This is a genomic window from Psychrobacillus antarcticus, assembly GCF_029533155.1.
Classification (GTDB): Bacteria; Bacillota; Bacilli; order Bacillales_A; family Planococcaceae; genus Psychrobacillus; species Psychrobacillus antarcticus.
On sequence record NZ_JAIZDB010000014.1, the window covers coordinates 19,892 to 45,708 of the forward strand.

Annotated in this window: 31 protein-coding genes and 1 riboswitch; of the genes, 14 read left to right on the plus strand and 17 right to left on the minus strand. The window is 36.3% G+C overall.

Going from position 1 to position 25,817, the window contains the following annotated elements; all coding sequences use genetic code 11:
• Positions 1 to 161 precede the first annotated feature (161 nt).
• A complete protein-coding gene (locus LDK52_RS08810; protein ID WP_277585588.1) occupies positions 162 to 725 on the minus strand; it encodes an AAA family ATPase in 564 nt (187 codons plus the stop codon).
• 82 nt (positions 726 to 807) lie between these two features.
• Complete coding sequence (locus tag LDK52_RS08815; RefSeq protein ID WP_277585589.1) at positions 808 to 1,677, minus strand: protein kinase family protein; 870 nt, start codon at positions 1,675 to 1,677, stop codon at positions 808 to 810.
• Positions 1,678 to 1,856: 179 nt separating this feature from the next.
• Here LDK52_RS08815 and LDK52_RS08820 point away from each other — a divergent pair, with 179 nt between their 5' ends.
• The gene (locus tag LDK52_RS08820; protein WP_277585590.1) at positions 1,857 to 2,009 is read left to right on the plus strand and encodes a hypothetical protein; all 153 of its coding nucleotides are present in this window, start codon (positions 1,857 to 1,859) and stop codon (positions 2,007 to 2,009) included.
• Positions 2,010 to 2,015: 6 nt separating this feature from the next.
• On the opposite strand, the gene LDK52_RS08825 is transcribed toward LDK52_RS08820, so the two are convergent.
• Complete coding sequence (locus LDK52_RS08825; protein ID WP_277585591.1) at positions 2,016 to 2,576, minus strand: DUF5366 family protein; 561 nt, start codon at positions 2,574 to 2,576, stop codon at positions 2,016 to 2,018.
• A gap of 242 nt (positions 2,577 to 2,818) precedes the next feature.
• On the opposite strand from LDK52_RS08825, the gene LDK52_RS08830 reads away from it, so the two are divergent.
• From LDK52_RS08830 to LDK52_RS08865, 8 genes are all read left to right on the plus strand, one after another.
• Entirely contained in the window at positions 2,819 to 5,251 is a 2,433-nt protein-coding gene (locus LDK52_RS08830) for a Na+/H+ antiporter subunit A (protein WP_277585592.1), read from the plus strand.
• A complete protein-coding gene (locus LDK52_RS08835; protein ID WP_277585593.1) occupies positions 5,238 to 5,660 on the plus strand; it encodes a Na(+)/H(+) antiporter subunit B in 423 nt (140 codons plus the stop codon). Before LDK52_RS08830 ends, LDK52_RS08835 begins: the two co-directional genes overlap by 14 nt.
• Positions 5,660 to 6,001, plus strand: a complete 342-nt coding sequence (locus LDK52_RS08840) for a Na(+)/H(+) antiporter subunit C (protein ID WP_277585594.1) — start codon at positions 5,660 to 5,662, stop codon at positions 5,999 to 6,001. The genes LDK52_RS08835 and LDK52_RS08840 overlap by 1 nt, the downstream gene beginning before the upstream one ends.
• Positions 5,994 to 7,481 (plus strand): Na+/H+ antiporter subunit D, encoded by a 1,488-nt coding sequence (locus LDK52_RS08845; RefSeq protein WP_277585595.1) that lies wholly within the window; start codon positions 5,994 to 5,996, stop codon positions 7,479 to 7,481. The genes LDK52_RS08840 and LDK52_RS08845 overlap by 8 nt, the downstream gene beginning before the upstream one ends.
• Position 7,482: 1 nt before the next feature.
• Entirely contained in the window at positions 7,483 to 7,962 is a 480-nt protein-coding gene (locus tag LDK52_RS08850) for a Na+/H+ antiporter subunit E (RefSeq protein ID WP_277585596.1), read from the plus strand.
• Entirely contained in the window at positions 7,959 to 8,240 is a 282-nt protein-coding gene (locus LDK52_RS08855; protein WP_277585597.1) for a Na(+)/H(+) antiporter subunit F1, read from the plus strand. The genes LDK52_RS08850 and LDK52_RS08855 overlap by 4 nt, the downstream gene beginning before the upstream one ends.
• Positions 8,224 to 8,586 carry a monovalent cation/H(+) antiporter subunit G gene (mnhG, locus tag LDK52_RS08860; RefSeq protein ID WP_277585598.1) on the plus strand — a complete coding sequence of 121 codons (363 nt, stop codon included), beginning with the start codon at positions 8,224 to 8,226 and terminating at the stop codon, positions 8,584 to 8,586. Before LDK52_RS08855 ends, mnhG begins: the two co-directional genes overlap by 17 nt.
• Positions 8,587 to 8,836: 250 nt before the next feature.
• Positions 8,837 to 10,306 (plus strand): polysaccharide deacetylase family protein, encoded by a 1,470-nt coding sequence (locus LDK52_RS08865; RefSeq protein WP_277585599.1) that lies wholly within the window; start codon positions 8,837 to 8,839, stop codon positions 10,304 to 10,306.
• A gap of 291 nt (positions 10,307 to 10,597) precedes the next feature.
• On the opposite strand, the gene LDK52_RS08870 is transcribed toward LDK52_RS08865, so the two are convergent.
• Both LDK52_RS08870 and LDK52_RS08875 read right to left on the minus strand, forming a co-directional pair.
• Positions 10,598 to 10,813 carry a hypothetical protein gene (locus tag LDK52_RS08870; protein ID WP_277585600.1) on the minus strand — a complete coding sequence of 72 codons (216 nt, stop codon included), beginning with the start codon at positions 10,811 to 10,813 and terminating at the stop codon, positions 10,598 to 10,600.
• 59 nt (positions 10,814 to 10,872) lie between these two features.
• On the minus strand, positions 10,873 to 12,375 hold the full coding sequence (locus tag LDK52_RS08875; protein WP_277585601.1) for a leucyl aminopeptidase: 1,503 nt from the start codon (positions 12,373 to 12,375) through the stop codon (positions 10,873 to 10,875).
• A gap of 123 nt (positions 12,376 to 12,498) precedes the next feature.
• On the opposite strand from LDK52_RS08875, the gene LDK52_RS08880 reads away from it, so the two are divergent.
• The gene (locus tag LDK52_RS08880) at positions 12,499 to 12,975 is read left to right on the plus strand and encodes a divergent PAP2 family protein (RefSeq protein WP_277585602.1); all 477 of its coding nucleotides are present in this window, start codon (positions 12,499 to 12,501) and stop codon (positions 12,973 to 12,975) included.
• A gap of 555 nt (positions 12,976 to 13,530) precedes the next feature.
• On the opposite strand, the gene LDK52_RS08885 is transcribed toward LDK52_RS08880, so the two are convergent.
• The 4 genes from LDK52_RS08885 to LDK52_RS08900 all read right to left on the minus strand — a co-directional run bounded on the left by LDK52_RS08885 (position 13,531) and on the right by LDK52_RS08900 (position 16,953).
• Positions 13,531 to 13,854 (minus strand): YuiB family protein, encoded by a 324-nt coding sequence (locus LDK52_RS08885; protein ID WP_277585603.1) that lies wholly within the window; start codon positions 13,852 to 13,854, stop codon positions 13,531 to 13,533.
• A 96-nt stretch (positions 13,855 to 13,950) separates the two neighbouring features.
• Positions 13,951 to 14,076, minus strand: a complete 126-nt coding sequence (locus tag LDK52_RS08890; protein WP_277585604.1) for a YuiA family protein — start codon at positions 14,074 to 14,076, stop codon at positions 13,951 to 13,953.
• 142 nt (positions 14,077 to 14,218) lie between these two features.
• Positions 14,219 to 15,430, minus strand: a complete 1,212-nt coding sequence (locus LDK52_RS08895; RefSeq protein ID WP_277585605.1) for an NAD(P)/FAD-dependent oxidoreductase — start codon at positions 15,428 to 15,430, stop codon at positions 14,219 to 14,221.
• A gap of 1,160 nt (positions 15,431 to 16,590) precedes the next feature.
• Positions 16,591 to 16,953 carry a HesB/IscA family protein gene (locus LDK52_RS08900; protein ID WP_277585606.1) on the minus strand — a complete coding sequence of 121 codons (363 nt, stop codon included), beginning with the start codon at positions 16,951 to 16,953 and terminating at the stop codon, positions 16,591 to 16,593.
• A 145-nt stretch (positions 16,954 to 17,098) separates the two neighbouring features.
• Between LDK52_RS08900 and LDK52_RS08905 the strand changes: the two genes are divergently transcribed.
• Positions 17,099 to 17,791 carry a DUF2225 domain-containing protein gene (locus LDK52_RS08905; RefSeq protein ID WP_277585607.1) on the plus strand — a complete coding sequence of 231 codons (693 nt, stop codon included), beginning with the start codon at positions 17,099 to 17,101 and terminating at the stop codon, positions 17,789 to 17,791.
• A 39-nt stretch (positions 17,792 to 17,830) separates the two neighbouring features.
• Here LDK52_RS08905 and LDK52_RS08910 read toward each other — a convergent pair whose 3' ends face one another.
• Positions 17,831 to 18,064 (minus strand): NifU family protein, encoded by a 234-nt coding sequence (locus LDK52_RS08910; protein WP_277585608.1) that lies wholly within the window; start codon positions 18,062 to 18,064, stop codon positions 17,831 to 17,833.
• Positions 18,065 to 18,146: 82 nt separating this feature from the next.
• On the opposite strand from LDK52_RS08910, the gene LDK52_RS08915 reads away from it, so the two are divergent.
• On the plus strand, positions 18,147 to 18,470 hold the full coding sequence (locus LDK52_RS08915) for a YuzD family protein (RefSeq protein WP_277585609.1): 324 nt from the start codon (positions 18,147 to 18,149) through the stop codon (positions 18,468 to 18,470).
• A gap of 55 nt (positions 18,471 to 18,525) precedes the next feature.
• Here LDK52_RS08915 and LDK52_RS08920 read toward each other — a convergent pair whose 3' ends face one another.
• Positions 18,526 to 19,593 carry an NAD(P)/FAD-dependent oxidoreductase gene (locus tag LDK52_RS08920; RefSeq protein WP_277585610.1) on the minus strand — a complete coding sequence of 356 codons (1,068 nt, stop codon included), beginning with the start codon at positions 19,591 to 19,593 and terminating at the stop codon, positions 18,526 to 18,528.
• A gap of 127 nt (positions 19,594 to 19,720) precedes the next feature.
• Here LDK52_RS08920 and LDK52_RS08925 point away from each other — a divergent pair, with 127 nt between their 5' ends.
• Positions 19,721 to 19,957, plus strand: a complete 237-nt coding sequence (locus tag LDK52_RS08925) for a YuzB family protein (protein WP_093537778.1) — start codon at positions 19,721 to 19,723, stop codon at positions 19,955 to 19,957.
• A 26-nt stretch (positions 19,958 to 19,983) separates the two neighbouring features.
• Here the strand turns inward: LDK52_RS08925 and LDK52_RS08930 are convergent, their stop codons facing one another.
• Both LDK52_RS08930 and LDK52_RS08935 read right to left on the minus strand, forming a co-directional pair.
• On the minus strand, positions 19,984 to 20,748 hold the full coding sequence (locus LDK52_RS08930; RefSeq protein ID WP_277585611.1) for a TIGR01457 family HAD-type hydrolase: 765 nt from the start codon (positions 20,746 to 20,748) through the stop codon (positions 19,984 to 19,986).
• Positions 20,735 to 21,196 carry a DUF86 domain-containing protein gene (locus tag LDK52_RS08935; protein ID WP_277585612.1) on the minus strand — a complete coding sequence of 154 codons (462 nt, stop codon included), beginning with the start codon at positions 21,194 to 21,196 and terminating at the stop codon, positions 20,735 to 20,737. Before LDK52_RS08935 ends, LDK52_RS08930 begins: the two co-directional genes overlap by 14 nt.
• An 85-nt stretch (positions 21,197 to 21,281) precedes the next feature.
• On the opposite strand from LDK52_RS08935, the gene LDK52_RS08940 reads away from it, so the two are divergent.
• Complete coding sequence (locus LDK52_RS08940) at positions 21,282 to 21,548, plus strand: DUF3055 domain-containing protein (RefSeq protein ID WP_093537775.1); 267 nt, start codon at positions 21,282 to 21,284, stop codon at positions 21,546 to 21,548.
• Between the two features lie 204 nt (positions 21,549 to 21,752).
• Here LDK52_RS08940 and LDK52_RS08945 read toward each other — a convergent pair whose 3' ends face one another.
• From LDK52_RS08945 to yunB, 4 genes are all read right to left on the minus strand, one after another.
• Positions 21,753 to 22,094 carry a YutD family protein gene (locus LDK52_RS08945; protein WP_277585613.1) on the minus strand — a complete coding sequence of 114 codons (342 nt, stop codon included), beginning with the start codon at positions 22,092 to 22,094 and terminating at the stop codon, positions 21,753 to 21,755.
• A 14-nt stretch (positions 22,095 to 22,108) separates the two neighbouring features.
• The gene (gene lipA / locus LDK52_RS08950; RefSeq protein WP_277585690.1) at positions 22,109 to 23,044 is read right to left on the minus strand and encodes a lipoyl synthase; all 936 of its coding nucleotides are present in this window, start codon (positions 23,042 to 23,044) and stop codon (positions 22,109 to 22,111) included.
• Positions 23,045 to 23,153: 109 nt separating this feature from the next.
• Positions 23,154 to 24,713: a Na+/H+ antiporter NhaC family protein gene (locus LDK52_RS08955; RefSeq protein WP_277585614.1), complete on the minus strand. Its 1,560-nt coding sequence runs from the start codon at positions 24,711 to 24,713 to the stop codon at positions 23,154 to 23,156.
• A gap of 82 nt (positions 24,714 to 24,795) precedes the next feature.
• A riboswitch (Lysine riboswitch) is annotated at positions 24,796 to 24,978 on the minus strand.
• 48 nt (positions 24,979 to 25,026) lie between these two features.
• A complete protein-coding gene (gene yunB / locus LDK52_RS08960; RefSeq protein WP_407081804.1) occupies positions 25,027 to 25,797 on the minus strand; it encodes a sporulation protein YunB in 771 nt (256 codons plus the stop codon).
• Positions 25,798 to 25,817: the final 20 nt, after the last annotated feature.

The following is a 25,817-nucleotide window of genomic DNA, read 5'->3' on the forward strand; positions in this document are numbered from 1 at the left end:
TGATGTTTCTCTCTTATATTATCTTTCTCAATCATTGTTTATATAATACTTACTCTGCTCAATCTTATCTTTAATATCTACTCACTTATTGATTGAAGTGCAACGCGGCTAATCTTGAACCTCGTATACTGATCGCGCTTTGTTCAAAGTACGAGGTTTTTTTATAATTTTTCAACAGCAAGATCTACTATTTTTCTAATAACAAGCGGTATTTCATCCGAACTTTTAATAGTAAACAAATGCTCCGCTTCATCTTCAGTGGGAACTATTATATCTCCTGTATTAGTCTCTACTTGCTGTCTAGAAAGTACTTCGGCAAAAGTTGAAGCGACTCTTAATATCTTTGTACTGCGTTGACCTTCAGCGATTCTTTGTTTTAGAACATGATCGGGGAGTTCAAAATTTACAAGGATACAAGTAAATCCTTGGTTTTGATAATATTCAATTAATCTCAAACGACCTTTTCGATTGCGATTCGAGTTACAAAGAATAAGATGGCAAGTTGTCTCTTGAACTGCATGATTAACAATCGCTTGTGTAATTGCATATTTTATCGTGTTACTCCCCTGCTTGGGAAGTAAGGATTGGTAATGTGTATGAAGGAACTCCGCATGATTATCTTGATCAATCACTACTGAGTTGAGAAGCTCTTTTTCCAAAACTTCGGCAAATGTCGTTTTACCGCTATGCGTTTTTCCGACCGTCATAACTACTAACCTTTTCATTAGATAAATACAACTCCATCCCAAATTTTAGAATTAACCTTACATTTTATTCGCAGCACTGAAAGAGATAAGGAATAGCATTTTAGTTAGAAGGTAGGTACTCTCGCCATTCCTCCCACACTTTCAGATAAGCACTTAAGTCATGAGGATGTACTTTTTTACAAATCCCGATACGGGTATATAACTGAAATAAGACCTCTTCCAAAAGCTTTGTATTACTAATTGAGTTATTTTGGTTCAACAATGAAAATGATGAAAATAATGTCCCTAAATCTAAATCGTCTGGAGAAGAGCAAAATGCGTATGTAAAATCATAAATCATCGGACCTATTAGCGGTGAAGGATCAATAACTCCATTTAATTTACTGTCTTTAAATATTAAATTATGAACGCCAATATCTCCGTGAAGATAATACTTTTCTTCTTGATGCTCATAAGTATTTAGTTTATTTACTAAAACTCCTACTCTTCTATGTTCTTCACTTGAAAACAAATCCCCAATATTAGCTTTAGCATATTCTAAACTTTCTAGATTAAAGTCCGCCCATGAGTTTCTACTTACCCCCGTAAGCCTACCCCGGTTGGCGTTCTCATCTGCTTTTTTATATTGATTGAACAATTCCTCCACAATAATAGTCATCCATCCCAGCTTAGACCCTCTATTTATATGAGTATCTCCTAAAATATAAGAGTAGACTATAAATTCATTGTTTTCGTCAGTGTAAAGTATATTTGGCAACAACTTCACATTTCTATAAATTTGAAGAAAATCCTTCGTTGTAGTAATTATATTAGGTTGATCTATTTTTATAACATATAATGGCTTGTCTCCTGAAGATAAACTATATATAATTCCAGCTGTAGTACCTCCTTTAATTTCTTTATATTCTATATTTTCTTCAATGATGCCTAGGCACTTAAGAGTAATTGTGATTTCGTCTATTGTTTTCATGTCTAAACCTCACTTGTAATTGAATTTCAATTTCATACGGTTATCATCCTATATATAGTGAATTTTATTGATTAGAGCGGCAGTAGTATTATTCTATATTCCTTTATTTCATATTAAAGTACTACTCACTCAATTGATTGGAGTGAAAGGTGGCGACTCCAGTGGGATGAGTGAGACAGATGAGATATCACATCGACGCGTTAGCGACGGTGATAGCTCATCGCTCACCCCACGGAGGCCAACAGGATGTTAGTCACGAAGGCATTGCCACACGACGTGGCGCACTTAGCCTTCGTTCTACACCTGAAACGGAAGTCAGTCGTGTCCTATAATAGAAATCAAAGAAATGGTAAACTAGCAACTATTCCATTGTATAGTTTAATCATTATATAAATAACGAGTGCGATAAAAAGACTCCAGACGATGATCTCAAACATGACTAATCCAAGTGTACCGACAAGAGTCATCGAACTGCTCAATTTATATACGACATAAACAAAATATATAAAAGTAGTTATCAAAAATATAATTAGCAATAATTGGACCGATTGAAATCCAACTAAAGAAATCACTGCTCCAACAAAAAAGATAACAAAGCCTCCACGTGCCTGTGCCATAGTCTTACCTTCATAGTCCTTTGAGAAAAACAGCATACCAATTTCATGAATCGTCTCCGCAATTAGTTTCAATGCAGAAAGAATCATAAAATAGATTAATGCCAGAATGATCAATAAAAAAAGTTTTAGTTCTAAATCGGAAAGAAATTCTCTCATTCCACTGTACACACCAATTACCTTAAAAAGTTCTATAACTTTATTCATCGTAAATGTAGCGAATGATAAACTGAACAATACTATCGTAATTAGTGGTAAAAAGCCAAACACATAAGGGTTTTTCATATGTACTCCTTTGAAAGGTTGTTCCTGTTATTTTTCTTTATGGCTAGCCTGTTGTAGAAGCAAGTGAATTTTTTGTGACAGTATTAATTTACCTAGTTCTACTTATTTAACTAATCTTAAATATCATATCGAAAGAAAGATACTATATGCAATAGCAAGTAATACATTCTATGCAATTAATACTTATCTGCGTTATAATTTTGGAGATACATTAAATACACTAATTTGAGAGGAGGATTCCTTTGTCCTTAATTTTCGCAATTTTCTTGCCCATTATATTGGCGTTAGTGATTCCTTTTTTATTCAAGAAAGTTTCGAGTATTCATACTGGTTGGTTCGTGCTACTTGCTCCACTTGCTTTGGTAATCTTTTATGCTACATATATACCAACTGTCATGGATGGTAGCACATACATAGACAAGTTTGCTTGGATTCCATCATTGGATATTTCATTAGTTTCATACATAGATGGACTAAGCTTGCTGTTTTCACTACTCATAACTGGAATTGGCGCATTAGTTGTTCTCTATTCTATCTTTTATTTAGATAAAGATAAGGAGAAACTTGGTAACTTCTACGTTTACTTATTACTATTTATGAGTGCAATGCTAGGTGTTGTTCAATCAGATCATCTCATCAGTTTATATTTCTTCTGGGAATTAACTTCTATATCCTCGTTCCTGCTAATCGGATATTGGTACACCAGGGATGGTTCTCGATTTGGGGCTTTAAAATCGATGATGATCACTGTGTTCGGTGGTCTGATGATGCTAGGTGGATTCCTGTTACTTGGTATTATGGGAGATACGTTCTCTATTCGTGAATTGATCGATCAGGCACCAACGCTTGTAAGTCAGGAGTTATTTGTTTGGGCACTTGTTCTCGTACTAATCGGGGCATTTACAAAGTCTGCTCAGTTCCCATTTTACATTTGGTTACCGGATGCAATGGAAGCACCTACTCCGGTTAGTGCATATCTGCATTCTGCAACAATGGTTAAAGCAGGTTTATACTTAGTTGCTAGATTCACACCCATATTTGCGTTATCAGAAGTCTGGGTTTGGCTTGTAACGGGAGTAGGATTACTAACTCTGTTATGGGGTTCTATCTTTGCTGTAAAGCAAACAGATTTAAAGGCCATATTAGCTTTCTCTACAGTAAGCCAGCTCGGGTTGATCATGTCGTTGCTTGGTATTGGATCTATCTCCTATCATGTTACTGGAGATTTAGTGACTACCTTTACATTCGCTACTTTTGCAGCGATATTCCACTTAATGAACCATGCTACGTTTAAAGGTAGCTTGTTTATGATTGCAGGTATTGTTGATCATGAAACAGGTACACGAGATATTCGTAAGCTTGGTGGATTGATGAGCTTGATGCCTATTAGCTTTACTATCGCTATGATTGGTAGTTTCTCCATGGCTGGAATTCCACTATTTAATGGATTCTTAAGTAAAGAAATGTTTTTAGATGCTACTCTTTCCTTGCAGCACTTTAATGTGCATTCTTTAGAATCTTGGTGGATTTTGTTTCCATTAGTAGCCTGGGTTGCTAGTGTTTTCACATTTGTCTATAGCCTATATTTTGTATTCCATACATTTAGAGGCAACTACAAACCTGAGCTGTTACCGAAAAAAGCACATGAAGCACCTCTAGGCATGCTTGTATCTCCGAGTATTTTAGCAATACTTGTGATCGTAATATTCTTTGTTCCTAATTTTTTTGGAAACACTTTCATAAAACCCGCAGTAGCAGCTATTCAGCCACTAGCTTATCAAGTGCCTGCAGATGTTGGATTTAAGATAAAAGCATGGCATGGTTTTGACTCTATAGCATTGTATATGACATTAGGTATCTTTTTAATAGGTTTCATTTTATATAAAACAATTGCTAAATGGTCTCCTATTTACGATAAAATGCCTGCTAACATATCTCTCAATAGATTTTACGATGGGTTGATGAACCTATCAGACAAAGGTGCTAATCGACTATCCTCTACTTATATGACTGGATCTATTCGATCGTACTTAATCTATATGTTCGGTGCAATTATTATTCTATTAGCGTTTACAATGTGGATTAAAGATGCATTTGTCATAGATTTAACTAATTTGGCGCCAATTCAATTTTTTGAAGTGTTAATTTCCATTGTATTAGTAATTAGTACACTGACTATTTTAATAACAAATTCAAGGCTGACTGCGATTATTGCACTGGGAGCAGTTGGATATACAGTCTCATTGTTCTATGTCATATTCAAAGCGCCTGATCTCGCATTAACTCAATTGGTTATAGAAACTGTATCGGTGGCACTATTTTTAGGTGCATTTTATCATCTTCCTAAATTGAATAAATATGAAAAGGGAAAAGAAGATCGTCGTTTCCGCTTGACTAACTTCGTTATTGCTTTGGGTGTTGGTGTAATGGTTACATTAATAGCGATTGCTTCCCATTCTCAAAAGCTTGTAAAATCCATCTCTGACTATTACAAGGAAACCGTCTATTCAGAAGCAGGTGGAGGAAATATCGTAAATGTTATTTTAGTCGATTATCGTGGCTTTGATACATTATTTGAAATTAGTGTACTTACTATTGCATCGCTTGGAATTATCGGAATGATAACAGTTCGCCTAGCAAAAAAGAAAGGAGATAGAAAAGTTGAAAACAAATGATTTAATTATTCAAACGGCCACAAAAGTAGTGTTTTTCATCATCTTTCTATTCTCCATTCATATCTTTTTTGCCGGTCACTATACTCCAGGTGGAGGATTTGTAGGTGGATTAGTTATGTCTAGTGCCATTGTTTTACTGATGTTAGCTTTCGATTTGAAAACCGTACAAGAAATGCTACCGATTAATTACACAGTAGTTACTGCAATTGGTTTATTAATTTCAATCTTAACTGCATCAGGTTCCATTTTCTTTAATGTCCCATTCTTCACTCACGTATTTGATGACTTTTACATACCATTGCTTGGAGAAACATCTATCCATACCGCTATGTTTTTTGATACCGGCGTATACTTAGTAGTTGTAGGCGTTACGATAACCATCATTCAAATGATAGGGGGAGATGAATAATGGAGATTTTGATGTCCATTTTAATCGGCTTTCTATTTATGGCTGCCGTCTATTTAATACTATCTAGAAGCTTACTGCGTATAATTATTGGCACTGGTTTGCTTAGTCATGGAACCCATCTATTACTACTAACGATGGGTGGATTAGGCGGGGAATCTGCTCCTGTATTAGCAGATGGAATTACGGATTATGCAGATCCATTACCACAGGCGCTTATTTTAACGGCGATTGTCATTAGTTTTGGTGTAACTGCTTTTTCGCTCGTTTTAGCTTACCGTGCATATAAAGTTGTTGATACCGACAATATGGATTTAATGAAAGGAAATGAAGACAATGATTAACTTATTATTATTCCCTGTCCTAATTCCTTTTCTGTTTGCCGCTGTTCTATTACTTTTCCCTAAAAAAGTGAAAGCTCAGCGAATTGTAACGATGATTGGTTTACTATTCGCTTTAGCTTCATCCTTTGTCTTACTTTACAAAGTAAAAGTAGATGGTGTACAAACCCTCACATTAGGTAGCTGGGCACCTCCATTTGGAATTACAATGGTTTCTGATATGCTTTCTGCATTATTGGTTACCTCTTCTCTACTCATCGTATTCTTTGTAGTGTGGTACAGTTTCACTTCTATAGGGGAGGAACGAGAAAAAGCATTTTATTACCCTGCGATCCTATTCATGCTTACAGGTGTAAATGGTGCATTTACTACTGGCGATATTTTCAATATGTTTGTATTCTTTGAAGTATTATTAATGTCCTCTTATGTGTTAATCGTTTTAGGAGGAGAAAAGATTCAGCTGAAAGAATCGATCAAATACATAATTGTTAATGTTGTATCCTCCTCTTTGTTTGTTATTACAGTTGGTTATTTGTATTCTGTAGTTGGCACATTGAATATGGCGGATATTTCTGTAAAACTAGCAGAAATAGGACCATCTGGGATTGTGACAGTTATAGCAGTTCTATTCCTAATCGTATTTGGGATCAAAGGTGGTATATTCCCGTTATTCTTCTGGTTACCGGGATCATATGCAGCCCCTCCTATCCCAGTGCTTGCATTATTTGGAGCGTTGCTTACAAAAGTAGGGGTGTATGCAATAATGCGAACGTATACCCTGTTTTTCACAAGTGATGTAGGGTATACGCATAATTTATTAATGATACTTTCCATTCTTACTATTGTGGTAGGATGTATTGGAGCTCTAGCGTATTTTGATGTAAAACAAATTATTATTTATAATATTGTCATAGCTGTGGGTGTTATATTGTTTGGAGCCTCTGTTATGAATGAAAGTGGAATGATGGGGTCTGTCTTTTATTTGATCCATGATATTCTCATTAAAGGTGCACTGTTTCTATTCATAGGAATTATTATTAAGATTACAGGGACGTCCGATTTACGTAAAATGGGCGGACTTATCAAGCGTTATCCAATGCTCGGGTGGAGTTACTTAATCGTTGCATTTGGACTAGCTGGTATCCCGCCTTTAAGTGGTTTTATAGGGAAGCTATTAATCGTACAAGGTGGATTTGAAGCTGAGCTCCTATGGCAAAGTATTTTCATATTAGCATCTAGTTTACTAGTACTACTCTCTGCAATTCGTATTTTCATCTATGCATTCTGGGGTGAGGAAAAGGGAGAGCATCTTATTAGTCCAAAAAAATATCGTCATTTATTGGCTCCAGCGATCACATTAGCTGGAATTACGGTCCTTTATGGCGTTGGTGCAGAATACTTAGTACCATTTATGGCAGATGCCGCAAATGTACTACTCGATCCTTCTATATATGTTGATGCTGTATTCGAAGGGGTGAAATAATTTGGCTTTTCAAATTTTATTGAATGTACTAATCGCTCTTACTTGGATGTTCTTATCGGTGTCTATTAAGCCTACGACGTTCATAGTCGGTTATTTACTCGGATTACTTATGCTTTTCATGCTTCGTAAATCATTTAGTTCTAGATTTTATATGGACCGTATATGGGCTGTCATTAAGTTAGCTTCCCTATTTTTAAAGGAACTTGTGTTGTCCAACTTCTCTGTATTAAAGTTAATCATGCAACCAACCATGCCTATTCGTCCCGCAATCTTTGCGATGCCGACAGTACTCGAACAAGATTGGGAGATTACCCTGTTGTCTAGTTTGATCACTTTAACACCAGGTACCATAGTAATTGATATTTCAGATGATAATAAAACATTATATATCCACTCGATAGATTTTGAAGATATCGATGAGGCAATAGAATCCATACAGAATACGTTCGAAAAAGCCATTTTGGAGGTGAGTAGATCATGATAACTTTTCTATGGGTAATTGTTGTGTTAATAAGTTTATCCGTTTTAGGTTTTGTTTATCGCCTAGTGAAGGGTCCTTCTACTCCAGACCGCGTTATTGCATTGGATGCTATAGGAGTTGGCCTAATAGCACTAATTGGGCTTATATCTATTCTTTTTGATACCGTCTTTTTCCTAGAGGTTATCATGTTACTTGCAGTTCTATCTTTTATCGGGACTGTCGCATTTTCTAAATTCACGGAGAAGGGAGAAATCATTCAACGTGACCGTAATAGCTAATATTCTTATCATTGGTACTATTTCTTTTGGAACCATTTTCATCTTAGTTACTGCTATTGGTTTAATACGCCTACCTGATGCATTCTCAAGAGCCCATGCTGCATCAAAAAGCGCAACTTTAGGCGTTATGAGCATATTACTAGGGGTATTCCTTCATTTTTGGTTAATTGAAGGTCATTTCAATTCTCGTATTTTATTAGGAATTCTCTTTATATTCATCACAGGACCTGTTGGAGGACATATGATGGGGCGAGCAGCTTACTTGTCAGGGGTTAAATTAACCGATAAAACGGTACGCGATGATTTAGCTGAAGTGATTAAAAAGAAAAGAGAAAAGCTGCAATAAGAGCTGATAAAAATTATCTAACGAGCATGTTTTGAAAAAATTCAAAACATGCTTTTTTGATGAATTAATAGATTGAATTTGGGCTCCCTCGTAGCTTTATTCGAAATATTTATAAGAATGGATATAAATTTCCTATAAATTATTATTTTAGCAAACTTTTTTATCTGCTTAACCGTCTAAATAGTAGTATATTTATATTTGTTTATGAATGTGAAGTTGAATTACACATAATAAAGGAGAATACCATCTTATGAACAAATCCCGTATCAAAAAACGAGTACCATGGATTGAGGTTGCTTGTATTGGTATAATTGCACTTCTGAGTATGACCTTCATCCTACTGAGTTCCTCAACAAAGAGCAATGCAATCCAAACTAGCAGCAAAGTAAAAAACACAGAAATAAAAAAAGAAGATTCGACTAAAGAATCGGCTTTTCCTGGAATACTTATAAAAACGGAGGTGTCAAATGACGAGTATTCGCCTTATTCAATGCAATACCCACATAGCAAAGTAGAATCATTTAATGTAAGTATCAAAAAATACATAGATGAACAGCTTGACACTTATTTAATCGCCATGCAAGAAAATAAACAGAGAGGTAGTAAGATCCCTGGAGAATTGAACATCGCATTTGAAATATTTCCACATACCTCAGGGTCTTTTTCATTTGTTATGATTACTGGAATGTATACTGGTGGAGCAAATGGATATACAGAATTTAACACGATTAATTTTCACCCTAAATCAGAAAAAATTATAGGGATTAATGATCTATTTGGAGGTGATGAATCTAATCTTGTAAAGCTTTCATCACTTGTACGAGATAATATTAAGAAAGACCCCAGTCTGAAAGATCAGGTGCAAGAAGAAGAAATGTTGCTAGCTACCGAACCAAGATGGAGTAACTTTGAACAGTTTGCAATAATAGACGATACACTTGTTATCTATTTTGATGAGTATGAGATTGCTAGCGGGGCGGCAGGTGCACCGATCATTGCTGTCCCCCTTTCCGAGTTAAATGAAGAACTGCTTGCACCTTATAAGCTTGATATTTCAGTGGATAGATTGCCAAAACCTCCTGTAGAAGATAATTCTGTGGATGTTAAAGTAGAAGAAAACAGTAAAGATGAGACTTCAACTCAAGTTGACCAACAAATTGATGATACTAAAATGAAGCGAGTTGCTTTAACTTTTGATGATGGACCAGATCCAAAAGTTACACCTAGTATTCTAACAACTTTAGCAAAGTATGATGCAAAAGCGACATTCTTTATGCTTGGGAGCAGAGTAGAATTCTACCCGGAGATTGCAAGCGATGTGTTGAAAGCCGGACATGAGCTTGGCAATCACACATGGACTCATGCAAAATTAACTAATATGACCACAGATGCAATCTTGGAAGAGGTTTCCAAAACAAATAACATCATCGAACAATCCACTGGACAGGAACCTACCGTTTTTCGCCCTCCCTACGGTGCTTTTAATGATGATTTGGTGAACATTTTGAACTTACCAGTTGTATTATGGGACGTAGATACACTTGATTGGAAACATCGTGATGCCTCTCAGCTATTAGTATCTGTGAAGAGCAGTGTTCATGATGGAAGCACCATTTTAATGCATGATATACATTTATCCACTGCTCAAGGACTAGAAGATGTTCTTGTATATTTGATCAGCGAAGGATATACATTCGTAACTGTTTCGGAACTTGAATAACTGTAAGGATGAATTAATGGAAAATTAATACTCGATTTTTTTATAAAGCAAATTGGTAGTTTTTCTACCAATTTGCTTTTAAACACTATACTCTCCTTTTTATCTTTAAATATACCCAAGTTTGCCGTAAAGACATTTTTACTGTATACCTCTAGTTGCAACCTTCATTAGTAGAAATATTCAACTCAAGACCTATTATTTACTTAAGCTCATCACACTATAAATAAAATAAAGCTTCTGTACCCGCGGATAACCGAGGATACAAAAGCTTTTTTACCTTTATCAATTTTATTAGTAATATCCACCATAATAAGGCGGATATGGGGTATATGGATAGTAATACGGATATGGATACGGGTAATATGGATATGGTTGCCTATACCCTCCGAATCCTCCATATAATGCAGAACCTACAAGACCTCCTACTAAGCCACCTATAAATGGGGTTCCAAAGCCTCCAAAGCTTCCAAATCCAGGACCCCTAAAACCTCCCCGATATCTGACCATGCTACTCCTCCTTTCCTCTCAGTGTATGCCACTAGGAAAATCGAGTCTGTGCATATGCCCTATTCTTCGTCCGCCATTATTTCTACTAATGTCGCTAACGTACGTACCATAACTCCAGTACCACCTTTTGGTCCAAAGTCATGAGCAGCTTTTGTATCAGATGTACCTGCGATATCCAGATGAATCCATGGAGTTTCCTCAACAAATTCCCCAACAAACCCTCCACCGAATATCATATGACCATCTCCACCGGGTGAATTATTAAGGTCTGCTACATCACTTTTACGAATGCGTTTTTTGTCGCTTTCAGTTAGAGGTAGTCTCCAAACGAATTCTCCTGTCTCTAGGGAAGCTTCCATGAAAGTTTCGAAGAATTCCTCATTGTTCGTTAATGCACCAGTCTTATCATATCCTAATGCCGTTATAACGCCACCTGTTAACGTTGCAACATCTACAATATAGTTCGCTCCTTGTTGCTTAGCATATGTAACAGCATCCGCTAAAACTAAACGACCTTCTGCATCGGTATTTAAAATTTCGATCGTTTTACCACTCATGGATGTAATAACATCGTCTGGTTTAAAAGCACTACCTGAAATCATATTGTCTGTAGATGCAATGACAGCGATCACGTTTTTATTTGGACGAAGTTCTCCAATAATTTGCATTGCCCCTAAAACGGCAGCTGCTCCCCCCATGTCACCCTTCATACCAACAATGCCAGTTTTAGTTTTAATAGAGTATCCACCTGTATCAAAAGTAATACCTTTGCCTACTAATCCTACAACATCCGTCCAATCATCCGTTGCTTGATATTTTAAAGCTATAAGTCTTGGTTCTTCAACGGAGCCTTGATTTACTGCAAGAAGTGCACCCATTCCAAGCTCTTCCATCTCTTTTTTTCCAAGGATTTCGGTTTCGAATCCGTATGTTTCTCCAAGCTCTCTTGCATATTCCCCTAATTGAGTAGAAGTCAATACATTACCAGGTGTATTAACAAGAATTCTTGCTTCATTTACAGCATCTGCATAAATGGTTCCTACTTCAAAATAAGAAACGACCTCTTCATCCTCTTCGTCCATTAACAGTTCGATAGACGGTAAATAATAGTCAGGAACATTCGAAGTTGTTTTATACCCCAAAAATGTAAATGAACCCATGCCAATTCCTTCAGCTGCTAAATAAGATACATCTGCTACAGTTATAGTTTCAGTAGTAAATGAAGGAAGCCAAATTGCAAGTGATTCTGGTTTACTAGTTAGTAATTCTTTACCGACAAGACCAAACGCTTCCCGCACGCTCTCTTGCGTTAATTGTTTTCGATCACCTAGTCCTACAAATAGTACTCTTTTTACTGATTCTTGGTTCGATACAGGAATTTTGACAATTTTCTTTAAATCAGTGGAAATATCTCCACTTTTTACCCAGTCGCCTATATGCTCTCCGAAACTATTTAAAAAAGTATCCCATTTTGGTGTATTTTCTATATGCTTAGAAACTCCAACTACAAGCGTTTCTGATTGTACTTCTTCAAATACTACTTCATTTGTATGGATAATCATTATTTTTCCCCCTACTATTTTCGATATACTCCTATTATATAGGAACCTTACATATTTTTCGAATGGAAGGAATGTGATATACTAACAATCATATAAGTTCAAAAATGAAAGGCGGTGTCTACTTTGGCAATCCTCCAAAACACTCCACTTCTGGCTGCACTTTTTTCTATTTTCTTTGCACAATTCGTCAAAATTCCCATTCACTTTTTAATGACGAGAAAATTAGATTGGTCTTTATTCACTTCTACCGGTGGAATGCCTAGTTCTCACTCTGCTGCTGTTACATCTTTATGTACTGCTATTGCTTTTGAAACAGGGCTGGATTCTCCATTGTTTGCAGTTGCTATGGTATTCGCGGTAATTGTTATGTTCGATGCAACAGGCGTCCGTTTCCAAGCTGGTCAGCAAGCAATTATGATCAATCAAATGCGCATTGATTTCCAACTATTTGTGGAGCAAACGAGAGATTGGTCCCAGAAGAAAAATGAAGAGAAAATAGAGGAACTTAAAACTTTACTAGGTCATAAACCTATTGAAGTTTTCATGGGTGCCATAACCGGTATACTGATTTCTATTGTAATTTATAACATTATACAATAAGTAAAATGGGGCAAAAAGACATCCGGTCATTGAAGGTCACAGCCTGTTTCTATCGTTTCCAAAGGGCTTTGAACAGTCGTTTTGCTATTTGATTACCGAGTCAATTTTTAGTGATATTGGTTGTGACAATCGTCACAACCAATATCACTTTTTTTCGATAATCGTATGGCATTTATCTGTTCGCCACCCTTAAACAACTTTTAGAGAAAGGTAAGTACATTTTTGGATAACTAGAGAAAAGATACTTTCCAATTGATAGAGCAAAGCTCACGAAGATGCAATTTCGTTCGCTGTTTCGCTTCTTTATTAAGTAAATACTTACTATTTCTCCTTTCCCACTAATGTAAAAGAAAATCTACCTTTACATCCTTATTACAGTATAGTTTCTCTAACTTTCTACATCGCTGCGCTAGCTTCGAAACATGAAAGTGCGTTGGAACGGAAATCAGTAGTATTATTCATTCTTTTTAGTCCCATGAACTCTGTGTTTACGCTACATTTTTGTATATTTTATTCAATAAGAAAAGGATGGCTCTATGGAGCCATCCTTTTCTATTAAAACATCTGATAACCATTTTTTCTTAAAAATTTTATGACAAAGCCCGCAGCAATTGTACCTACAAGACCTCCAGCTAAAATAATTATATCTGCAGCATGTAGAGAAACAATTTTTTCTCCTAGAGCTGAGAATGCTGATCCTGGTTTCGTAAAGTAATCAAAAAACCCAACTTCATCGATGATTAGTACCACAACAATCGGATAAAGAATGGCCATAAACCATGTCATACGAAGTAACATGTTCATTAAGAAGGCGATTCCAAAAAACATGACAAAAAATATAACAACTGAAAGTATCATTTGAACTAACATAAACTCCATATTATATAACCTCCGTAACATCTGTAAATAGTTTACCTTAACGGAGGTTAGTATTCAATGAACATATTTGTTTTCACTTTTTTGTCATAATCTTCTTTATTTTCTACCAGACCCATTACAACAGTTGCATGTTTCAGACCCGCCTAATCGAAGTTGGAAATACCCCTCTCCTTTGCAATATGGACAATGCGTGTTCTTCGTCTCCGTTTTCATTCTTGTCATAGTAATCGTCTCCTTTTCTATATTTTTATAATATTCAGATAATATATCACACACAGAATATTTTGTAAAGGAGAAATACGATTACTCTAAAAAGAAAAGCTCCCACTATAAAGAAAGTGGGAGCTACTATTGTTCCTAACAATTATAAGCTGAATTTACCTTTTTTCACTACTAGTGGAAGTCCACCGATCATGTAAAGTGCACGATTATCGATTACTTTTTTCATGATGGATGCTTTGGTACCTGTAAGTTTTCTTCCCATTACATCCCCAATTGCATCATGTTCTCCAAGAGAACAAACGGCTCCTTTTAAGTTTGGTACGAATTCTTCCGTAGCATTACCATTCGTAAGAGATACAATATTTTTTGCAACAGTTACTGCTTGTTGCATTGCAATTTGAGCTGTTGGTGGATATGGACGGTTAACTGCTTCATTGATCATTAGAGCACAGTCTCCAACGATGAATACGTCAGGGAATCCAGGAGCTCTCATATCTTTTTCTACTTTAACGCGCGCACGCATATTTTCAATACCTGATGTTTCGATTAAGCGATTTCCACGAACTCCTGCAGCCCATACTACTGTACCAGCTTTGATAAATTCGAATTCCTCTTCGCCTTTTTTAATTTTTACGCCTTCTGGAGTTGCCTCAACTACTGGAGTACCAATAGAGAATTCAATTCCTTTAGCTTCTAATTGTCTTACTGCATATTCCACAAGCTCCGGATCAAATCCTGGTAATACCATTGGAGCTGCTTCTACACAAACTACACGAACTTTTTCTTTCGGTACATCGTATTCTTTACAAAGTTCAGGCACACGATTTCCTAGTTCACCCAAGAATTCAATACCAGAGAACCCTGCTCCACCTACAACGATTGTTAGGCGAGTATCATCTAGTGTGTCCTCTGTTGACCACGTCGCAAATTGATATTCAATATGATCACGAATTTGACGTGCAGCATTTACATTTGCAATGGAAAGTGCATACTTATCTAAGCCAGGTATACCGAATGTCTCACCTTCAAAGCCTAAACCAATAACTAAGTAGTCATATGTATACTCACCAGCACTTGTTGTTACCTTTTTAGTATTCACATCAATCGCATCAACTGTAGCTTTTACAAAATTTACTTTACTAGAATTGATAACACTTTTTACATCATAACGAACTTGATCTGGACGTAATGTACCAGCAGAAGCTTCATGTAACCAAGTTGATTCATAATGATAATCATTTTTATTAATTAATGTAATATCCGCTTCATTTGGACCTACTAATTTTTGAAGGTTTACTACAGTAGATAATCCACCATATCCTGCACCTAATACTAGAATTGTTGGTCTTTTCAAGAAGATCGCAACCACCTTTTTATATTTTTTAAGAAAATTAATGACACAGAATATACATCATTAAACTATTTCATTTTGTCTAATGTTCGACAAATAATCTTACTTTCTATATTAGCCCTTTTCTCATACGATTTCAACTCAATATTGTATAATTGTAAAGGTCTGAAAATACTGTGATTAAATCTCAACAACTTAATAAACTATGTTGATGGTAGTCTGATGAAAAATACTAAGAAAAACCGGGCAAAAAGACGCTCGGTCCTTTAAGTTCAATACCTGTTTCTGTCGTTTTCAAAGTGCTTTAGAAAGACGTTTTGCTATATAATTACGGAGTGAATTTTTAGGGATGCCGGTTGGTTGTGACTGACGTCACAACCAACCGGCATCCCTTTTTTCGGTAATCTTACGGCGTTTGTCTATCCGTCGCCCTCCTACAACTCTTAGAAACAGGTAAGTACATTTTTAGATAACTAGAGAAAAGATACTTTCCTAATAATTGAGGAGGCTCACGAAGATGCAATTTCGTTCGCTATTTCGCTTCTTTATTGGGTAGACACTTACTATTTTTCCTTATTTCCACTTGTAAAAAGGAAATCTACTATCTTCATCCTTCCTTACACAATTTCATTCCTACATTCAACAGACGGTTTTATCCCCACATTAACTCCTACTACTCTTCTTATCTAAGCGAGAGTCTATGCAATATCCCCTAGTTTATTTAGTACTACTCATTTAATTGATTGGAGTGAAAGTGGCGACTCCTGTGGGAACAGCACGAGCTGAAAGCCCCGCAGGAAAGACGTTGGTCAAACTTTATTTGACCAACGTCTTTGCGACGAGTAACCGCAGGAGCATATGTTTTCGTAGTAACGAGGAGATTTAAGCCGTGCCCACGGAGGCCAACAGGATGTTGGTCACAAAGGCGTTGAGGCCCACAGGAGGTGGGTTATGCAATCGTTGCCGCAGGACGCGGCGAACTTAGATTGCCTTCCTTTTACGACGTGGCGCTCTTAGCCTTTGTACTCCACTGAAACGCAAATCAGTAGTATCAATCATTCTTAAAAGCCCTGTAAAACTGGTGTTCATGCTGTATTTTTATATACTTTCTTATCTTTTTAAAAAAAGAACATCTCCTAGATAAGAAAATGCTCTTTCAAATATTAGCAACTTTCAGGCGTTCCTTCTTTTTTCGCTGTTCTAAATGATGTTCCGCAACCACAAGATGCAATGGCATTTGGATTTTCTATCGTGAACCCACCACCCATTAATGATTCCTTATAATCAATTGTGGTGCCTTTCAATATAGATGCATCCTCAGTTGATACTACTATATCTATTCCATGCTGATGAAGTCCTATATCTTCTTGCTGTTTTTCTTTTTCAAAGCCCATTCCATAAGAAAGACCGCTGCATCCACCACCATTTACTGATACACGAAGGGCAGAGCCTTCTTCTCCATTGTGCGTCATCATTTCTTTTACACGGTAAGCCGCCGCTTCAGATAAAATAACTACTTCTGACATCTGAATCACCTTCCCTTTCTTATCTATATCATATCAATGTTTTTACTATGTATACAAGGAATACTACTCGAACATTTACTTCGCATTCAATATGTATTTCAAGTATAATAGAACTATAAACTGTAGAGTGAAAAGAGGACTAAAGATGGAATTAACGCCCTATTATCAAAAGGACATGGAATGCTTGAACTGCAAAAAAAAGTTTAAAACGACAAAGGTCCGCTCCAAATTTATAAAAGTTCTATCACATGAAACTGATTTTCAACCTATATATGAAAACAAAGAAGTAAACCCCTTATTATATAACATATTTGTATGTGAGCATTGTGGATTTTCATTTTCAGACGACTTCACAAAATATTTTGCTCCAGGAGTAAAAGAAACAATCCAAGAACAAATAGCTAGTAAATGGACACCAAGATCATTTGGCGATGAACGAACAATTGAAGAGGGAATTACGGCCTATAAACTAGGTATTCTTTCTGGAACCTTAAAAAAAGAAAAATTTGTAAGTATAGCAGGTTTAGCTCTTCGTATAGCTTGGCTATACCGTTTACAGACTAAACAGGAAGAAGAAATTCGATTCTTGGAAATTGCTCGTGATCGGTATGCTGACTCCTTTTCAAATGATGACTACAATGGAACACAGATGTCCGAAAGCCGCATGCTCTATTTAATAGCCGAATTATCAAGAAAAATTGGAGATATTGAAAATGCTACTCGGTATTTCTCTAAAGTAATTGAAAAACAAAAAACTTCAACTGAACCTTCTATTATTGAAATGGCAAAAGATCGTTGGCATGAAATTCGTGCTCAAAAAGAAAAAGAAGCCCAATAAAAGGCTTCTTTTTTTGATCAAATACGCCTAGGCGTATAGTTAAAATACTTGTTCTACTTCTACTACTCCTGGAACCTCTTCTAAAAGTGCACGTTCAATACCTGCTTTAAGTGTAATCGTTGAACTTGGACAGCTGCCACAAGCTCCTAGAAGGCGTAGCTTTACAATACCATCTTCAATATCTACAAGCTCACAGTCGCCTCCATCTCTAAGTAAAAACGGACGCAATTTATCTAAAACTACTTGAACTTCTTCAGTCATTGTATCAGTCATATTGATCGACTCCTTTCACTATAATCATTATAATGTGAAGGAGGGAAAAAATCCAATAAAGAATTCCGAGGAGGTCACCATTTTGACGTTACAATCTTTAAATATAGAAGTATTTGGAGCAAATGTGATATGCGCTAGTTGCGTAAATGCACCATCTTCCAAGGATACATATGAATGGCTACAAGCTGCCATCGACCGTAAATTTCCAAATCACCAAATTACTTTCACCTATATCGATTTTGAAAAGCCAATTGAGAATGAGCAACATCAGCATATTGCCAACCGAATTGCAGATGATGAATTCTTCTATCCACTCGTGATGATTAATGGCGAAATGGTTGGGGAAGGCTACATCCAACTAAAACCAGTCTACACGGCACTTGAGAAATACGGCTATATGGAATAATTTCACGAAAAAAAGCTTGAAAGTGCTCATATTGAGCCTTTCGAAGCTTTTTATATTACCCGTTATGTCGTTTGTACATCCAAAGTAAGCCTGATTTCATTAAACGTGCAATTCGTCCAGTAACGGAGATATCAGCCAAATATGCAAATCCTTGTTTTTTCCCAAGAGAGCCCATGAACCCTTTAAGTTTGATTTCCGGCATCTGTTCAGGAAGTGGTGCATCTTTCCAGCGTGCTTGAAGCACTTTAACAATTTGCTCTGCTTGTTCTTCTGCCAACTGAGCACTCGGTGCTAATGGTAGTGATGCAGCATCCCCAACAACATATACATTCGGATAGCTTGGTAAGTCATGGTATTGTGTTAAGATGACGCGACCAGATTTGTCTTTTTCACCTGGTAATGCTCTAACAGGAGCTGCCGGTTGAATACCAGCTGTCCATACCACCGCATCCACAGGAATTACCTCTTCATGATTGAATAATTTGTTCGGCTCTACTTTTGTAATGTTTGAATTACTAACTACATCCACATTATTTGTGTCGAACCACTTTTGTACATAATTACTTAATCGTTCTGGAAAATCTCTTAAAACACGAGGACTGCGGTCAAATAATTTAATGGTCAGGTCTGGACGGCTTTCACGAAGTTCGCTCGCAAGCTCTATTCCACTAAGTCCCGCTCCAACGATACCTACAACAGAACCAGAAGGAAGACCTCCAATTTTACTATACGTATCTCTTGAACGACCAATCGTTTGAATGCTATAAGTAAATTCATCTGCTCCGGGCACATTATGGTACTTGTCCTCACACCCCAGCCCAATTACTAGGTCATCGTATGCAATGGCTTGTCCATCAGCTAGTAAGACTTGTTTGCCGTCTACATCTATTTCTAAAATTTCACCGAAATTAATTTTTAATTTTTCGCTCTCTGGAAATGCAACTCGAATACTACTATCCGGAGATGTTCCAGCAGCTAGTGCATAAAATTCTGTTTTTAAACTATGAAACGGTGTTCTGTCTATCAAAGTAATTTCTACATCATCAGGAATATTATTTGGCAATAAGCGAAGTAATATTCGCATATTTCCATATCCCCCACCTAACAATACTAATTTTCGCATAATATTCTCCCTTAAATTTAATGTCATCTCAAATTATAATAGATTGTGATACATTTCACAATAGAACTTCTTAATTGACGTTTTCTTAAAAAAAGAGTAGCATGACCATGTAGTGAGGTGAACAGCTGTGAATCCTATGGTTGAATTTTGTATAAGCAACCTTGCAAACGGGTCCCAAGAAGCATTTGAAATATTAGAACAAGACTCCAATTTAGACGTTTTAGAGTATGGTTGCCTGAGTTATTGCTCCCTCTGTTCTGAAACTTTATTTGCTATTGTGAATGGTGAAGTTGTAGAAGCAAATACCCCAAGCGAACTTGTCGCAAACATATATCAATTTATAGAGGACAACCCTCTATTTTAAAAGACTGTACTTTGAGCACAGTCTTTTTATTTTGTCCATTCGCTTAAAGATTCTAGAAAATAGGTAGGTTGCTCTGCCTGAAGCTTAACTTCTGCAGTAGAATTTACCCCACTGTTCACATGTACTGTGTCAATCCCCATATGAATTCCGGTCAAGATGTCTGTTTGATAATTATCGCCAATCATGACCATCTCTTCTTTACTAAATCCATATTGTTTTTGTATAAACTCTAACATAAATGGTTGAGGTTTCCCCATATAGATTGGTTCTACTCCAGTAGAATGTTCCACTAACTTTGTAAAGGCTCCATTTCCAGGTAAAAATCCAATTTCAGAAGGAAATGCATGATCACTATTAGTAGAAAGAAATGTAGCGCCCGCTCTTACGGAAAGACAGGCAGTTGCCAGCTTCTCATAATTAATGTGACGATCAATTCCAAGTACGATAACATCTGCCATGCCAGTTGTTATCGAAATATCTCGTGATTTAAGTGCATCTTCCAAGCCCAGTTCACCAATCATAAATACTTCTTTACCTGGCATAAACTCATTAATATAATTTGCAGCTGCAATTGACGATGAAATAATATGTTCCGTATCTACTTGAATATCCATTTTGGCCAGCTTTTCCTGTAGTTGTTGTTGAGTCATAGAAGAATTATTCGTCACAAAAAATGGTTGGTTACCATTGCTTTGTAAATAATGAATGAATTTCACAGCCTCAGGAATTGGTGTTTTACCTCTATAGACAGTGCCATCTAAATCGATAAAGTATGCTTTATAATTTAACATTAGAATCCTCAGGTAAAAAGGCAGAAACTGGCCCTAATTCATTAAGTAAATAAGTTTCTACAGCTTTCGGGAATTCCTTTAAGAATGGTAAATTATTCGTCAGAACTTCCTCTAATTTTTTGTGGTCCACCGCATAAAATTGGCGAACAAGCACTTTTCTAAACTCGATAACTTCTTTTAATGGTCCATCCATTTCAGCAGAAATAACTTTCTCATCCGTTAAAATATCGATAATATCATCGTATCCACCAGGATCACGCATGATAAACCCATCGATCATTGAATTGCCTACGTCGATAATAGATTCAATAATATTATGACCAATTCGCTCAAACGCTAAATTAGATAATTCATCTACTTGCCAATCTTGTTTTGTTTCAATAAGGTTCAACAATTGGTTCATATGAGCCAATGTTAAAGCAATTTTTTTTCTATCTACAAAATACATGGAAAGGCCTCCTAATTGTTGTTCAGTTGATATATACTCCTATTCTATAGTACCATAATTCTAAGGTAGGAAGGAGTGTCACATAGTGGAGCGATTTTATTTGTACGATGATGTAGAGGATACTAAAACGAGATTTGTTGGCTTTACAGGAGAATCCCAAAGATATGATTTAGCTATTTCTCAAAGCTCTCGCTTTTTTGGAAAAGTACTTGTAATGGATATACAATATGGACGAGCAGCCATTATCGGAGCAGATGATGTGGAAGAACCAGGCTATCTCGAACATGTATTTAATAGATCAGAAGAAGAAGCAGTGGAATTACGAGATTATCTTCGAGAATTATTAAGTTAATTAATATAAGATGGCTAGTTGTGGATAACTATCACGGCTAGCTTTTTTATGTGCATTTGGATGGCCCATAAACTGCGCCACAGTATATACATTAGATTATAGCCCATAAAACTCTTGAAATGGCCCGTAAAAATGCAATATTAGCCCATAAGCTTCTTATTATAGCCCTTAACCTGGCTGTAAATATAAAAAAACTAGAGCAGATCATAGTTGATCTTGCTCTAGATTTTCGTTTACTTCTATTATAGCTTCGTCAGGAACAATTTTTGGAGCAATCCCTATTTTTTTTACGACAAAGTAGGCGCATCCAAAATTACAATATTCATATAAATAATCTTTCATCGTTCCTATTTTCGTATCAAATGTAGCTTTATGACTACGATCCTCAAAAAAACCTTTAAGACGCAGCTGACCGTAACCCCAGTCACCCATAATATAATCGTATTTAGTTAAAATTTCACTATAACGATCTAAAAACGCTTCTTCTTTAAATGCCTCGCGATAATCTTCTATAATTTCATATGTAAAGCCTTCTGCAACTATCATTCAATCACCATCCATTAGCTATTTGGAGTAGCTAGAAGTTGTTCACCTTGCAGTTGTCTTTGCTTAGCCGCAGCGTTTACCTGTTCATCTGCATGGTAGCTACTTCTAACTAGTGGACCAGCTTCACAATGGGAGAATCCTTTGCTCATAGCAATTTTTCGTAATTCTCCAAAATCTGCTGGGGAGTAATATTTTAGTACCGGTAAATGTTTTTTCGAAGGTTGCAAGTATTGACCAATCGTCATGATATCTACATTGTTCGCACGAAGGTCGTCCATTACTTCCAGAATCTCTTCATGAGTTTCCCCTAAACCTAACATTAAGGATGATTTCGTTGGAATACTTGGTTGCATTTCTTTTGCACGACGCAATAATTCGAGTGAACGATCGTATTTAGCTCTCGCTCTAACTCTTGGAGTGAGTCGACGAACCGTTTCAATATTGTGATTTAGGATATCCGGTTTTGCATCCATAATATTACGGATATTTTGTTCAATACCGCCCATATCAGAAGGTAAAACTTCTATTGATGTAAAAGGATTTTTGCGACGAATCGCACGAATGGTTTCAGCAAAAACTTCAGAACCACCGTCTTTTAAATCGTCTCGAGCAACTGCTGTTACGACAACATGTTTTAAATTCATAACTACAACCGAATCTGCAACTCTTTCTGGTTCTGCCAAATCTAACTCATTAGGTAGGCCAGTTTTTACAGCACAAAAACGGCAAGCACGTGTGCAAATAGCTCCTAAAATCATAAATGTAGCTGTTCTACGTGAACCCCAGCACTCATGTATATTTGGACATTTTGCTTCCTCACATACAGTATTTAAATTATTTTCACGCATCAGCTTTTTAAGACCCTTGTATTCATCATTCGTATTTAACTTAATTTTTAGCCACTCTGGTTTTCTTTGGTACTCTGCTTTCGTTGGTTTACACGATGTCATTTTCATCCCGACCCCATTCTAAATAAACTAACTACACTGTTGTCAATGTAACATATTATTTAATTGCAAACAACCATACAAATACCAAAGACAACCAATTTTAAAACAACTAAGCTACCCTCTTACTCTTAAAATTCCATATCGTGAAAAATAGGATAAGGATGACGACTACTGTTATAAAGCCAAACATAACAGAACCTGTAAGACCTAATACTAAATAGCCAATTGCAGCAATGACTGCACTAATAATGGCATATGGTAATTGAGTCATTACGTGATCGATTACATTAACTCCTGCACCAGTCGCTGACATAATTGTAGTGTCTGAAATAGGCGAACAATGGTCTCCAAAAACAGCTCCCGCTAAAACGGCCGCTAAAACAGGAAGTAATAACTCTGGCTCTACTACCATGATGATACTTGCACCAATTGGTAATAGTATCCCAAATGATCCCCATGAAGATCCAGTTGCGAAAGCCATAAAAGCTGTTAAAACAAACAGTAAGACTGGAATAACCCCTGCCGGAATATTATTATCTGTAACTAGATGTGCTAAATACTCACCAGTTCCTAAAGCTGTTATTAAAAATGAAAGGGACCAAGCAAATATTAAAATGTAAATAGCAGGTAACATTGAATTTATACCAGAAATAACAGCTTTCCCCAGTAAGCCCAAATTAGCATCTTTGTTTTTCTTGAATTGAAGCGTATACAATAGTACAGCTAAAATACTCGATACCATCCCACCTATAAATAGAGAGAGCGGAACATCTGTATTTTCAAAAATAACAAATATGTCCATTACTTTTCCTGAAGCCTGATAGCCTGTCCAAAACATTACAAAAAGAGTTACTACTATTAATGAGACAATTGGAAGGATTAGATCCTTTACTTTACCAAAATTATTTTCCGGGAAATTACCTTGTAAATCACCTGGATTTGATTTATTTGGATCAAAAAGGACACCAGTTTCTCTTGCAAGTTTTTCATGTTTTTTCATCAGACCTAAGTCATTGTCTGTCCATGCTGTAAAAAATACCATTGCAAGCGTAGCAATTACATAAAAATTCATCGGTGCCATTAACATAAACGCTTGCAGTGGAGTATAGTCTGTTACTGCATGAGTAGCAAATATAACACCAAGCTGACTTATTAGAAACGCACCCCAGCTAGAAACCGGAGAAATTACACAAACTGGTGCTGAAGTAGAATCGATAAAATAAGCTAGCTTTGCACGAGAAACACGATGAGTGTCAGTAATTGGACGAGCAATCTGTCCTACAGCAAGTGCATTAAAATAATCGTCTACGAAAATAATAATACCTAAAAAAGCTGTAAGGAGTTTAGATCCGCGATTTGTTTTAATACGTTTAACTGCCCATGCAGCAAATGCAGTACTTCCTCCTGACAGACTAACAATCGCAGTAACCACCCCAAGCAACAATATAAACAATAATATATAAATATTATACATATTCAATCCATTATCCCAAAATGACGTGATAAAGGAATCCCAAAGAATGATCAATGAATCAATCGGCGAAAAGCTTTCTACTAACAGAGCCGCTGAAACAATACCGACCCCCAATGATAATAAAACTCTCTTCGTCACAAGCACCATTAAAATAGCTAGTAGTGGCGGTAAAATCGAAAATATCGTATTTTCCAAAACAATTCCTCCCAAATATAAAAAGCCAAACCTAATATATTTTTAGGTTTGGCTTTTAGTTAAAATTTCAAGCATAAATTTTATACTTTGTAGTCCTCCATTTATACTATTGTATAAATGACAGTGTTATTTTTGTTCAAAATAACCCCAATTAGATTTGTCTCGACGATTAGCATCTAATTTCGGCAAAACTTCCTTCCGTTTACAATCACAGGTGTCATTCTCCTGTAAACTACTCTTAAGTTATGCAGCCTCTACCTATTCATATTCATTTCTACTAGTATAACAGTAAATGCTATGTTATTAAGGTTTTTTATTTTTCTGGTAATGGTATTGGTACTTCTATAGATGGAGCTGAATCACCGTCGCCGCCTGTGTAAATATATGGTACCTGGCCTTGCACAATCCCCATAGCAACAGGTATACTCTGTTCAACCGTACTCATTTTACTTGCTAGAGGTACAATTATTTGCACATTTACTTTAATATGGATATTGATTTCCACATAAGCATTATTAATACCAAATTTAGTTATCTTAGACGTTACATTCGACTGTACATTACCGATCACATGAAAGCGTATAGGAATTTTCGGACCTAAGTTACCAATGATGGGAATATTCGTCGCTTGCCCCATAGGAACGAAAAATACGATTCCCCCTTGGTCTTCCATCGTTTGTTTATCGTATTCAATATCATCCAAGTATGGAAGACTCGACAAATTCCCTTGCTCTGCTTGCTCCAAATGAGATTGAACTAAGCTATTGGTATCGGCAAGTATACGATTGATGATTTCTGTATTAAATCGAGTTGTTACCATCGTTGTACTATCAGTCGGAACTTCTTCGATTATTTCATTGACATCAAGTGCATTTGCAATCCTTGAGTTAATCGCTTTGCTAATTACCATGGATGCTATTTTATTTGTTTGAATTTCCGCATAATCTAAGTACATAGGGGTCAACTGTGCATTAATATAATAAATGATACCCGCAATAGATAACAAAAAACAAGCTAAAAAAATGGCTATCTTACGCTGAAGGGTAAAAATAGTAACTCGCTTTTTCTTCTTTTGATAGAACAAAAAAATCCCCCTAATTACTA

What these genes read in the sequence shown, in the direction of transcription:
- LDK52_RS08810 (WP_277585588.1), bottom strand. Translation starts at nt 725, where the DNA reads ATGAAAAGGTTAGTAGTTATGACGGTCGGAAAAACGCATAGCGGTAAA.
- LDK52_RS08815 (WP_277585589.1), bottom strand. Translation starts at nt 1,677, where the DNA reads ATGAAAACAATAGACGAAATCACAATTACTCTTAAGTGCCTAGGCATC.
- LDK52_RS08820 (WP_277585590.1), top strand. Translation starts at nt 1,857, where the DNA reads ATGAGATATCACATCGACGCGTTAGCGACGGTGATAGCTCATCGCTCA.
- LDK52_RS08825 (WP_277585591.1), bottom strand. Translation starts at nt 2,576, where the DNA reads ATGAAAAACCCTTATGTGTTTGGCTTTTTACCACTAATTACGATAGTA.
- LDK52_RS08840 (WP_277585594.1), top strand. Translation starts at nt 5,660, where the DNA reads ATGGAGATTTTGATGTCCATTTTAATCGGCTTTCTATTTATGGCTGCC.
- LDK52_RS08845 (WP_277585595.1), top strand. Translation starts at nt 5,994, where the DNA reads ATGATTAACTTATTATTATTCCCTGTCCTAATTCCTTTTCTGTTTGCC.
- LDK52_RS08855 (WP_277585597.1), top strand. Translation starts at nt 7,959, where the DNA reads ATGATAACTTTTCTATGGGTAATTGTTGTGTTAATAAGTTTATCCGTT.
- LDK52_RS08865 (WP_277585599.1), top strand. Translation starts at nt 8,837, where the DNA reads ATGAACAAATCCCGTATCAAAAAACGAGTACCATGGATTGAGGTTGCT.
- LDK52_RS08870 (WP_277585600.1), bottom strand. Translation starts at nt 10,813, where the DNA reads ATGGTCAGATATCGGGGAGGTTTTAGGGGTCCTGGATTTGGAAGCTTT.
- LDK52_RS08875 (WP_277585601.1), bottom strand. Translation starts at nt 12,375, where the DNA reads ATGATTATCCATACAAATGAAGTAGTATTTGAAGAAGTACAATCAGAA.
- LDK52_RS08885 (WP_277585603.1), bottom strand. Translation starts at nt 13,854, where the DNA reads ATGGAGTTTATGTTAGTTCAAATGATACTTTCAGTTGTTATATTTTTT.
- LDK52_RS08890 (WP_277585604.1), bottom strand. Translation starts at nt 14,076, where the DNA reads ATGACAAGAATGAAAACGGAGACGAAGAACACGCATTGTCCATATTGC.
- LDK52_RS08900 (WP_277585606.1), bottom strand. Translation starts at nt 16,953, where the DNA reads ATGTCAGAAGTAGTTATTTTATCTGAAGCGGCGGCTTACCGTGTAAAA.
- LDK52_RS08905 (WP_277585607.1), top strand. Translation starts at nt 17,099, where the DNA reads ATGGAATTAACGCCCTATTATCAAAAGGACATGGAATGCTTGAACTGC.
- LDK52_RS08910 (WP_277585608.1), bottom strand. Translation starts at nt 18,064, where the DNA reads ATGACTGATACAATGACTGAAGAAGTTCAAGTAGTTTTAGATAAATTG.
- LDK52_RS08920 (WP_277585610.1), bottom strand. Translation starts at nt 19,593, where the DNA reads ATGCGAAAATTAGTATTGTTAGGTGGGGGATATGGAAATATGCGAATA.
- LDK52_RS08930 (WP_277585611.1), bottom strand. Translation starts at nt 20,748, where the DNA reads ATGTTAAATTATAAAGCATACTTTATCGATTTAGATGGCACTGTCTAT.
- LDK52_RS08935 (WP_277585612.1), bottom strand. Translation starts at nt 21,196, where the DNA reads ATGTATTTTGTAGATAGAAAAAAAATTGCTTTAACATTGGCTCATATG.
- LDK52_RS08945 (WP_277585613.1), bottom strand. Translation starts at nt 22,094, where the DNA reads ATGATAGTTGCAGAAGGCTTTACATATGAAATTATAGAAGATTATCGC.
- lipA (WP_277585690.1), bottom strand. Translation starts at nt 23,044, where the DNA reads ATGACATCGTGTAAACCAACGAAAGCAGAGTACCAAAGAAAACCAGAG.